At 60.6% G+C, this 10,543-nt stretch carries 11 protein-coding genes; 4 read left to right on the forward strand and 7 right to left on the reverse strand.

Translation table 11 applies throughout. The annotated features are described in order from the left end of the window. Positions 1 to 20 precede the first annotated feature (20 nt). The 3 genes from nfuA to B597_RS36875 all read left to right on the forward strand — a co-directional run bounded on the left by nfuA (position 21) and on the right by B597_RS36875 (position 2,698). On the forward strand, positions 21 to 605 hold the full coding sequence (gene nfuA / locus B597_RS36865) for a Fe-S biogenesis protein NfuA (protein ID WP_003297445.1): 585 nt from the start codon (positions 21 to 23) through the stop codon (positions 603 to 605). A gap of 150 nt (positions 606 to 755) precedes the next feature. Next, entirely contained in the window at positions 756 to 1,739 is a 984-nt protein-coding gene (locus B597_RS36870; protein WP_003297447.1) for a response regulator, read from the forward strand. 2 nt (positions 1,740 to 1,741) lie between these two features. Further along, on the forward strand, positions 1,742 to 2,698 hold the full coding sequence (locus tag B597_RS36875) for a sensor domain-containing diguanylate cyclase (RefSeq protein WP_003297449.1): 957 nt from the start codon (positions 1,742 to 1,744) through the stop codon (positions 2,696 to 2,698). Between the two features lie 38 nt (positions 2,699 to 2,736). Here B597_RS36875 and B597_RS36880 read toward each other — a convergent pair whose 3' ends face one another. The 6 genes from B597_RS36880 to B597_RS36900 form a co-directional block, all read right to left on the reverse strand. Further along, positions 2,737 to 3,780: a DNA topoisomerase IB gene (locus B597_RS36880; protein WP_003297450.1), complete on the reverse strand. Its 1,044-nt coding sequence runs from the start codon at positions 3,778 to 3,780 to the stop codon at positions 2,737 to 2,739. A gap of 113 nt (positions 3,781 to 3,893) precedes the next feature. Then, entirely contained in the window at positions 3,894 to 4,097 is a 204-nt protein-coding gene (locus B597_RS47045; RefSeq protein ID WP_152028173.1) for a hypothetical protein, read from the reverse strand. Between the two features lie 64 nt (positions 4,098 to 4,161). Next, on the reverse strand, positions 4,162 to 4,854 hold the full coding sequence (locus B597_RS36885; protein WP_003297453.1) for a DUF421 domain-containing protein: 693 nt from the start codon (positions 4,852 to 4,854) through the stop codon (positions 4,162 to 4,164). 105 nt (positions 4,855 to 4,959) lie between these two features. After that, positions 4,960 to 5,241: a hypothetical protein gene (locus tag B597_RS36890; RefSeq protein ID WP_003297454.1), complete on the reverse strand. Its 282-nt coding sequence runs from the start codon at positions 5,239 to 5,241 to the stop codon at positions 4,960 to 4,962. Between the two features lie 143 nt (positions 5,242 to 5,384). Continuing rightward, positions 5,385 to 5,654 carry a hypothetical protein gene (locus tag B597_RS36895; protein WP_003297455.1) on the reverse strand — a complete coding sequence of 90 codons (270 nt, stop codon included), beginning with the start codon at positions 5,652 to 5,654 and terminating at the stop codon, positions 5,385 to 5,387. 393 nt (positions 5,655 to 6,047) lie between these two features. After that, a complete protein-coding gene (locus tag B597_RS36900; RefSeq protein ID WP_003297456.1) occupies positions 6,048 to 7,682 on the reverse strand; it encodes a methyl-accepting chemotaxis protein in 1,635 nt (544 codons plus the stop codon). A 336-nt stretch (positions 7,683 to 8,018) separates the two neighbouring features. On the opposite strand from B597_RS36900, the gene B597_RS36905 reads away from it, so the two are divergent. After that, a complete protein-coding gene (locus B597_RS36905) occupies positions 8,019 to 8,849 on the forward strand; it encodes an undecaprenyl-diphosphate phosphatase (protein ID WP_003297457.1) in 831 nt (276 codons plus the stop codon). 122 nt (positions 8,850 to 8,971) lie between these two features. Here B597_RS36905 and B597_RS36910 read toward each other — a convergent pair. After that, positions 8,972 to 10,543: ABC-F family ATPase (locus tag B597_RS36910; protein WP_024162130.1), on the reverse strand; the 1,572-nt coding region annotated here is incomplete at its 5' end.

A 10,543-nucleotide genomic window follows, 5' to 3' on the forward strand; every position in this document is an offset into this window, starting at 1 on the left:
CATGTCTGCGAGGAGTTCTCATGAGCGCGATCACCATTACCGAAGCTGCACACGATTATCTGGCCGACCTGCTCGAAAAGCAGAACACCACCGGCATCGGCATTCGTATCTTCATCACCCAGCCAGGCACCCCTTACGCGGAAACCTGCATCGCCTATTGCAAACCAGGCGAGGAGAAGCCGGATGACATCGCCCTGGCGCTGAAGAGCTTCACTGCTTGGATCGACGGCGTCAGCGAGCCTTTCCTGGAAGATGCGCTGGTCGACTACGCCACTGATCGCATGGGCGGGCAACTGACCATCAAGGCGCCGAATGCCAAGGTGCCGATGGTCAACGACGACAGCCCGCTGAACGAGCGCATCAACTATTACCTGCAGACCGAGATCAACCCTGGCCTGGCCAGCCACGGCGGGCAGGTGACACTGATCGATGTGGTCGAAGAGGGCGTCGCGGTCCTGCAGTTCGGTGGTGGTTGCCAGGGCTGCGGCCAGGCCGACGTTACCCTCAAGGAAGGCATCGAGAAAACCCTGCTGGCGCGGATTCCGGAGCTGAAAGGGGTGCGCGACGTGACCGATCATACCAATCGCGAAAACGCATACTATTGATGCCGCCTGGCCGGCGAGGCAGATTTCGCCGGCCGTTTGGCGGTTTTTGGGCAAATTGCCACTATTTTTGCGCGGGTGACGTACACAGAGCGTCTGTCCTGCGATAAGCTCTCGCGCTTAGGTTGATCGGGCAACGAGAGCTCGTACCAGATGTCTGCCATATCCCTGTTGATCTGCGATGACTCCGTTCTGGCGCGCAAGCAGCTCCGGCAAGCGCTACCTGCCGGCTGGCCTGTCATCGTCAGCCAAGCGGCTACCGGCGTCGAAGCCCTGGAGAGAATCCGTCAGGGCGACATCGACGTGTTGCTGCTCGACCTCACAATGCCCGAGCTGGACGGCTATCAGGTGCTTGCGCAGCTTCGTGAAGAGCGGCTGCAGTGCAAGACCATCGTCGTTTCCGCCGACATCCAGGACGAGGCGGTACGGCGGGTACTGGAGCTCGGCGCGCTGGCGTTCATCAAGAAACCGGCCGATCCCGTTCATCTACAGCAGACACTTGCCAGTTTTGGCTTGCTGGACGATCTGTCGTCGCTGATCAGCCGTACGCAAGGCGAGCAAGTCAGTTTCCGCGATACGTTTCGGGAGGTCGTCAACATTGCCATGGGGCGGGCTGCAGCCCTGTTGGCACGCGTGTTGGGCGTCTTCATCCAGCTGCCGATCCCCAACGTCAACATCCTCGAGGTCGGCGAGCTGCACATGGCGCTGGCCGATGCGGCGCGCGGTGAAAAAATGACTGCCGTCTGTCAGGGTTACATCGGTGGCGGCATCGCCGGAGAGGCGCTATTGCTGTTCCATGATTCGGAAGTCTCCGACATGGCGCGGCTGATGCAGCGGCAGGATTACCTGGAGATGGAAATGCTCCTGGACCTGTCGAGCCTGCTGATCAGCGCTTGCCTGAGCGGAATTGCAGAACAGATCGGGCTGGTGTTTTCCCAGGGGCATCCCCAGGTGCTCGGGCAGCACGCATCGATCGAGGAGCTGATACGCCTCAACAGTGCCAGATGGAAAAAGACCTTGGCCGTCGAAATCAGCTATAGCCTGGAAGGGCACGACATCCACTTTGACCTGCTGCTGTTGTTCACGGAAGATTCGGTCGAGCTGCTGACTCGCAAGCTCGCCCACTTGATGGATTGAGCATGAGCGATTCAACCGAACTGAATGAGCTTCACTGGTTGCTGGCCATCGTCCAGAGCATCGATGTCGGCGTCGTGGTACTGGACCGCGACTTCCGCGTCGAAGTCTGGAACACCTTCATGGAAAATCGCTCCGGGTTGCCGCCCAGGACGGCGCGCAACAGCTCCTTCTTCACGCTTTTTCCCGAGGTTGACGAGGAGTGGTTCCGTCGCAAGGTGGAAAGCGTCATGACCCTTGGCACGCCGTCGTTCACCGTCTGGGAGCAGCGTCCGTATCTCCTGCGTTTCAAGAACTACCAGCCGATCACCGGTCTGGAAGACTTCATGTACCAGAACACCACCCTGTTGCCGCTCAAGGGGCTCGATGGAAGTATCGGTCAGGTCTGCCTGATCATCTACGACGTGACGCATGTGGCCGTGAACCGCCTCCAGTTGCAGGCAGCCAATGCCGAATTGCAGCGGTTATCGAGTACCGACCGCCTGACCGGGCTGTACAACCGCGGCCATTGGGAAGAGATGCTGCGCCAGGGCTATGCGCGCCATCGGCGTTACGACAGCCAGGCTGCCCTGGTGATGTTCGATATCGACCACTTCAAGGTGATCAACGACACCTACGGGCATCAGGCGGGCGACGCGGTCATTCAGCAGGTCGCCGACATCATCCGTGATAATTTGCGGGACACCGACCTGGCGGGGCGCTATGGCGGTGAAGAATTCGTGGTGCTGTTGCCAGACACCGACAAGCAGGGGGCCATGATATTCGCCGAGCGATTGAGGCATGCCGTGGAAAGCCATGAGGTTGTACACGAGCAACATCGCATTCGCTTCACCATCAGCCTCGGGGTGGCAGATCTCAGTGCGCCCACCAACAGCCATGCGCAGCTGATCGAATGGGCCGACTCCGCGCTTTACGCTTCGAAAGGCGCGGGCCGCAACCGCGTCACGCTGCATCAGCACTAGCACTAGCACTAGCACTGGACCGGCGTACGCCTACCGCATCAGTTAGCGGCTTTCTTGAGAAAGGTCAGCAGCGCGACTTCTTCCGCGCTCAGCCATTTGCGTTTTCGAGCTGCACGCAGCCGGGTCAGCGAGCCTTCGCTGAACGCCTGCAGGATCGCAGGGTGGATGTAGCACTGGCGGCACACCGCCGGTGTGTTGCCCAACTGGCTGGCGACCTGCTTGACCGTTTCGACCATGTTCTGTCGGGCAATGTGCTCCGATGACGCATCCAGCTTTCGCAGCCGCTCCAGCGCCAGGGCGCTGCCAGCCCAGGTGCGATAGTCCTTGGCGGTGAAGTCACGCCCGGTCATTTCACGCAGATAGGCATTCACGTCACCGGAGCTGACGGCGTGGCGCTGGCCGTCCGCATCCAGGTACTGGAACAGCTGCTGCCCCGGTAATCCCATGCAGCGCCGCATGAGCCGGGCGAGGCGGCGGTCGCGCAAGGTAACCTCATGCTCTACGCCACTCTTGCCGCGGAAGCGAAAGCGAATTGAGGTGCCTCGAACATCCACATGCCGCGGGCGCAGTGTGGTCAGGCCATAGGAGCGATTGTCGCGGGCGTAACGCGGGTTGCCGATTCGTATCAGGGTCGACTCGAGCAGCAGAACCACCAGTGCCATGATTTTTTCGCGAGGCATTCCTGGGTGGGCGAGATGCTTTTCCAGCTTGCTGCGCAATTTCGGCAAGGCTTCGCCGAAATCGAGCATCCGCTCGTATTTGTTGCTGTCGCGGACCTCTCGCCAGCGCGGGTGATAGCGATACTGCTTGCGTCCGCGGGCATCGCGCCCCGTGGCTTGCAGATGGCCTTGTGGGTCCGGGCAGATCCAGACGTCGCGATAGGCTGGTGGAATGGCCAGCTTATTGATTCGCCGGATGTCCTCCTCATCGCGAATCCGCTCGCCGTTCGGCTTGAAATAGATGAATTTCCCCCGCTGTTTTCGCCGGCTGACGCCGGGCTGTGCATCGTCGACGTAGTGGAGATCCGGCGGCAGGGTCGGGCACAGCAGGGTGCCAGTGTCACTGCTTTCGTCAGCGGGCACAGGACGCAGTCCATCAGCCACTGGCAAAAGGCCCTCCGTTACGCTTTCGTTATGCACGTGCGGCGGTATCCGCTGGGGGCCTCGCCAGCACCGCGGGCGAGGCGATCGCTGACTCAGCTGTCCTTCTCGTCGCTGTTGCGCATCAGCAGTCGAATGGCTGCCACCAGTTCGTCGACCGCTTCGCGGTAGAGTTCGTGCTTGCCTTCGGTCTCTGCCTGGTCGGCATGTTTGCGAGCAGTCTCGAGGTGGTCGTTGATCGATGAATAGTCGCCAAGCATGGTGTGCTCCTGCCTCTGGTTGGGAAAGATGGCTGTCATGAACAGATTTTTCTGCAGCCTCTAGCAACTGACCGGCAGCGGGTTCGACGGTTCTTACCGTGCATCAGCGGGAGCGGAGCGTGGAAAGCGCTTTCGACCAGCTGGGATTGCCGCAACGAGGGCAGCTCTGAGCCTGCTGACTTTCGAACGCCTGGGGAAAACCGCAGCGGCTGCAGGCATACATGCCACTGGCGGGCACCTGTTGGAACACCGGGCGGTACTCGGGAGGCAGCACGGAAAGCCCGGGGCGAACAGCCTCGTCTTCATGAAAGTACAGGCTGACGTTGCCATCGTTTTCCAGAATGCCGAGTCTCACCTGACCGAGGTGCTCGACGCCCTGCTGGCGCAGTTCCATGAAGAACTCGTCAGCCGAGATATTGAGACTGTCCAGGCTGCGCAGCTCGTAGATGCCGTCACGAATGATGGTCACCGGCTTGCCTTCCAGCCATACGCCGAACCGCGGGCTATGGTTCATGAAGAATACGGTGAGGCGATAGAGCGCCAGCAGCGTGACGAACACTGCCGCAACCGGCAGCAGCGGCACGTCGTCATAGAACGATACGTCCCCCGCAGCGGAGCCGAGGGTCAGGATGATCACCAGTTCGAAGACCGACAACTGGCGGATTCCGCGCCGTCCGCTGACCTTGAGGAAAACGAATACCGCTATGAAGGCAAGCAGCGCCCGCAGTGCCACCTCCATGACGAACATCAGCGGAAATTCGTGCAAGAGCATGCGCTGCAGGTCGAAGGGGGTCATTTCCAGGTCATCCTTCCGGTCGAAGCGGGCAGGAGAGGACAGCAGCGCAGATGCGCTGCGCCGAAAACTTCGGCGCAACCATGCGCTGCGCTACTCGACATGAGGTCAGCGGGCTGGCGCTACGTTGAAGTCCAGATCAATGCCGTCGCCACTGCCGTCACCTACCACTGAACCGACCGACGGCTTGTGGGTGACCTCGCGTCCGGTGTAGAAATCGCAGAGATGGCGCTGTGCGACCTCGTAGATATGGTCGATCAGTCCGGGGCTCTGAGCATCTCTCGGGACGATGAAGTGCAGCCGGACATGGTGTTCGTCCGGCCCCTGGGGTAGATCGCCGAGGCCGCTGCTCTGCCACTGGTCGTTGACGTATGCTTCTGCGCCTTTCATCTGCTTCTCCCGATTTGCCTGTTCAACGTAGGACCGTCAAACAGGCGAATGGATCAGTCGAGAACTCACGCGCCAGGCATATGGGGGAGTACGAAAAAAGGCCTGGGGCAGGGCGGCAGGCCTTCTTTCGCAAGACGTGGTGATTACTCGGGCATGTGCCAGGGCGAGAAATGGGCGCCGTCGCGGCTCAGTTGCTCGCGGGCTTGCTCCAGGGTCTCGCCGAGCTTGATTGGATCGGTGAAGACGCTGCTGGACATCTTGCAGCGGCCCAGCAGGCGCGCTTCATTGCGATCTACGACGGTGATGCTGACTTCACCGTTTCCTTCGGGCAGCGTCCAGGCGACGCACTGGAATGGCTTGAACGCACGGTCGGTGATCAAAAGGGCTTCGTTGATACGCAGCGGGGTGTGCATGGGGCATGTCTCTCTGTGTGATACCCAAAATACCTGCAGCCAAGTTCGTTGGCGTTGGTCTTACATTGCAGTTGATGTACCCAGAGGACGGGCGAGTCACATGCGAGTTCAAAAATTTCTGAGCCGCTACGCAATTAGCCAAAGGTATAGGTCTTGCGCATGGCTTGCGAATGCCTGAGCGCATCATTTAACTCGTTGTATTAGAAAGAAATAATAGAAATAACCGGCGCCTCGGCGGGCCTGCCGAGGTTTACGGCTATCTGCCGTTGCGACAACTTGTCGCGAGCCCGAAGTGCAATAACCAGAGACGTGACGTCAGCGGCGAGCAGCTATCGACGCGCTGCGTCAAAAGAGGGCGGTCCGCTCGCTGGAAGCGGACCGCTAGGTGCGGCGTCAGACTCGGAACTGGCTGAGCAGACGATTGAGCTGGCTGGCCAGCTCGCCCAGGCGTTTGCCTGCCTCACTGGAGTGTTCGGCTGCCAGCGTGCTTTCCTGAGCCAGTCCGGTTGCCTGGGTCACGTTCTGATTGATTTCCTCCACCACGTGGGACTGCTGCAGCGTGGCGCTGGCAATCGAGGCGTTGACGCCCGACAGGTTGCGCAGGGCCTGGGCGATTTCAGCGAGGCTTTCACCTGCCTGGCTGGCTTGCTCCACGGTGAGTTGCGACGCGCGATTGCTTTCCATGATGACGTTCACCGCCGCGCCGGAGTTCTTCTGCAGGCGTTCTATCATTCCCTGGATCTCGGCCGTCGACTGCTGTGTGCGCTGGGCCAGCAGGCGGACCTCGTCTGCCACGACGGCGAAGCCGCGTCCCTGTTCCCCGGCCCGGGCCGCTTCGATCGCCGCATTCAGCGCCAGGAGATTGGTCTGTTCGGCGATCGAGCCGATGACCTCGAGTACCGAACCGATCTTCGTGGTTTCGTCGGCCAGTGACTGGATGACGTCCACGGCCTGGCTGATGGTTGCCGAAAGTGCGTCGATCTGCTGCAGGCTCGTCTCGATATTGCGCTGTCCGAGGCCTGCCTGGTTTTCCGCCGCGCCCACCTCGGTGGAGGCATGCTCGGCATTCTTGGCGACTTCCTGCACCGCGTAGGTGACTTCGTTGACAGCCGTAGCAACATGCTCCATCTGCAGCATCTGCCGTTGACTTTGCTCATGCGCCTGGCCGGACAGCTCGCTGAGCGAGCGCGAGGACTGGTCAAGGGCCCCGGCAGTCTCGAACAACTGGCCGACCACCGTACGTAGCTTCTGCGTGAACCGGTTGAAGTCGCGGCCAAGCGTGGTCAGTTCATCGTTGCCGGAAACGTCCAGCGTGCGGCTGAGATCGGCTTCGCCGCTGGCGATATTGGCCATCGCCCCGATGGTTTGGTGTATCGGGCCGACGATGCTGCGGATCAGGATGGCGACCATGGCGGACATGATCGCAGCGATGAACAGGCCAATGAAGGAAAAGCGTACCACGTAGTTCCAGAACTCCTGTTCGACGTCGTCTACGTAGATGCCCGATCCGATGATCCAGCCCCACGGTTTGAACAGCTGGACATAGGAGATTTTCGGCACGGGATCTTGCTGGCCCGGCTTGGCCCACATGTAGTCGACCAGGCCCGCACCGTCGCGCCGAGCGATCGCTACCATCTCGTTGAACAGCTGCTTGCCGTCCGGGTCCTCGATCTTCGACAGGTCCTGACCTTCGAGCTTGGGCTGCATCGGATGCATGATCATGGTCGGGCCGAGATCGTTGATCCAGAAGTAATCCTGGCCGTCATAACGCAGCAGGCGTACCTGTTCGATGGCGGCACGCTGAGCTTCGGCCGTACTCATCGCGCCGCTGGTTTCCAGCTGCCGGTAATGCTCGAAAACACCGGTGGCTGCTTCAACCACGTTGCGCGTCCCTTCCTGCTTGCCTTTGTAAAGATCGGAGCGGACCTGCTGGATCATCAGCAGGCCGAGGATGAACAGCATGGCGACGGCGAACACGGGAATCAGCCAAAGACGCCTGCTGATGGGGATATTACGCAGCAGATTCATGAATGCAGCTCCTTGATGTCTTTATTATCTTTTGGCGAGTAGGTGGATCGATACTCGAAGCATCAGCCGTGACGACGGCGCCGGCTCGCGTGGGCCGGCGGCTTGAAGCCTGTGCGCCGGATCCAGTGACCCGCGGATTGGATGCGTTCGGCCACTTGTTGCTGGCCTGGCTGGCCATGTATGGCTTTTCGGCTACACGTGGCTAAAAATGAGCCCCTTTTCCTCAGCCGTGGAATTTAATTCGCCGCGGCGAGTCAGAACAGCGCTCAGATGGCTTTCTGATATATACCTTGGTGGCATTCATGCGCGATGTACAGCATCGCTTTTGGGGAGTAGATGGATCTTTGGATTGCGGTTCAGGCGTTGATTTTGGGTGTGGTAGAAGGGGTCACGGAGTTCCTTCCGGTGTCCAGCACCGGTCATCAGATCATCGTGGCGGACCTGATCGGTTTTGGCGGCGAACGAGCGCTGGCCTTCAACATCATCATCCAGTTGGGCGCGATACTGGCAGTGATCTGGGAGTACCGGCGCAAGATCATCGACGTGGTGGTCGGCCTGCCCAGGGAGCGCCAGGCGCAGAAGTTCACGGTCAACCTGCTGGTCGCCTTCATGCCCGCCGTCGTGCTGGGCGTAGCCTTCGCCGACCTGATTCATGAATACCTGTTCAATCCCATCACCGTGGCTGCTGCGCTGGTAGTGGGGGGCATCGTCATGCTCTGGGCAGAGAAGCGGGACCATGCGATCCGCGCCGAGACGGTCGATGACATGAACTGGGTGCTGGCGCTGAAAGTCGGCTTTGCCCAGTGTCTGGCGCTGGTGCCGGGTACGTCGCGCTCGGGCTCGACCATCATCGGCGGGCTGCTGTTCGGTTTGTCACGCAAGGCTGCTACCGAGTTTTCCTTCTTCCTGGCCATGCCGACCATGGTGGGGGCTGCGGTCTATTCCGGTTACAAGTACCGCGACCTGTTCCAGCCCGGCGACTTCGCCGTGTTCGCCATTGGCTTCGTCACCTCCTTCATCTTTGCCATGCTGGCGGTGCGTGCGCTGCTGAAGTTCATCGGCAATCACAGCTATGCAGCATTCGCCTGGTACCGGATCGGCTTCGGCCTGCTGATTCTCGCCACCTGGCAGCTGGGCATGATCGACTGGAGCACTGCGGCGGGCTAACCGTGGCCGCAGCACCGTTCAGGACCTGAAAAGCAAACGCCCCAACATCTGTCGGGGCGTTTTTTTTGATTCCGCTGAGGCGGGCATCGGTCTTTGGTCAATGCCGATCCCGCCACCTCATTTCAGACGAGCACGCCCTGGCTGCGCAGGTAGTCGTCGTAGCTGCCGCTGAAGTCGGTCACGCCGTTTTCCGACAGCTCGATGATGCGCGTAGCCAGCGAGCTGACGAACTCGCGGTCGTGGCTGACGAAGATCAGCGTGCCCGGGTAGTTCTCCAGCGCCAGGTTGAGCGCCTCGATGGATTCCATGTCGAGGTGGTTGGTCGGTTCGTCCATCACCAGCACGTTGGGCTTCTGCAGGATCAGCTTGCCGAACAGCATGCGGCCCTGCTCGCCACCGGAGATGACCTTGACCGACTTGAGGATCTCGTCGTTGGAGAACAGCATGCGGCCGAGGGTGCCGCGCACCAGTTGCTCGCCGCCCTGGGTCCACTGCCCCATCCAGTCGAATAGGCTGACGTCATCCTCGAAGTCATGCGCGTGGTCCTGGGCGTAATAGCCGTAGTCGGCGCTCTCGGTCCACTTGACGCTGCCGCTGTCCGGGGTCAGTTCGCCGACCAGGGTGCGCAGCAGGGTGGTCTTGCCGATACCGTTCGGCCCGATGATCGCCACACGCTCGCCGGCCTCGACGGTGAAGCTGAAGTTCTTGAACAGTTCCTTGTCGTCGAAGCCCTTGGACAGGCGCTCGACGGTCACTGCCTGGCGGTGCAGCTTCTTGGTCTGCTCGAAGCGGATGAACGGGCTGATACGGCTGGACGGCTTGACCTCGGCCAGCTGGATCTTGTCGATCTGCTTGGCGCGGCTGGTGGCCTGCTTGGCCTTGGAGGCGTTGGCCGAGAAGCGGCTGACAAAGGTTTGCAGTTCGGCGATCTGCGCCTTCTTCTTGGCGTTGTCCGACAGCAACTGCTCGCGCGACTGGGTGGCGGCGGTCATGTACTCGTCGTAGTTGCCCGGGAACAGGCGCAGCTCGCCGTAGTCCAGGTCGGCCATGTGGGTGCAGACCGAGTTCAGGAAGTGGCGGTCGTGGGAAATGATGATCATGGTGCTGTTACGCGCCGTCAGAATCGTTTCCAGCCAGCGGATGGTGTTGATGTCCAGGTGGTTGGTCGGTTCGTCCAGCAGCAGCACATCCGGATCGGAGAACAGTGCCTGGGCCAGCAGCACGCGCAGCTTCCAGCCGGGTGCGACTTCGCTCATCGGGCCGAAGTGCTGTTCCAGCGGAATGCCCAGGCCGAGCAGCAGCTCGCCGGCCCGGGATTCGGCGGTGTAACCGTCCATCTCGGCGAATTCACCTTCGAGCTCGCCGACCTTCATGCCGTCCTCTTCGCTCATCTCCGGCAGCGAATAGATGCGGTCGCGCTCAGCCTTGACCTTCCACAGCTCCTCGTGACCCATGATCACCGTGTCGATCACGTTGAATTCTTCGTAAGCGAACTGATCCTGGCGCAGCTTGCCCAGGCGCACGTTCGGCTCGAGCATCACCTGGCCGGCGGACGGTTCCAGGTCGCCACCGAGGATCTTCATGAAGGTCGACTTGCCGCAGCCATTGGCGCCGATCAGGCCGTAGCGGTTGCCACCGCCGAATTTGACGGAAACGTTTTCGAACAGCGGCTTGGCACCAAACTGCATGGTGAT

Source organism: Stutzerimonas stutzeri KOS6 (assembly GCF_000307775.2).
Classification (GTDB): Bacteria; Pseudomonadota; Gammaproteobacteria; order Pseudomonadales; family Pseudomonadaceae; genus Stutzerimonas; species Stutzerimonas stutzeri_B.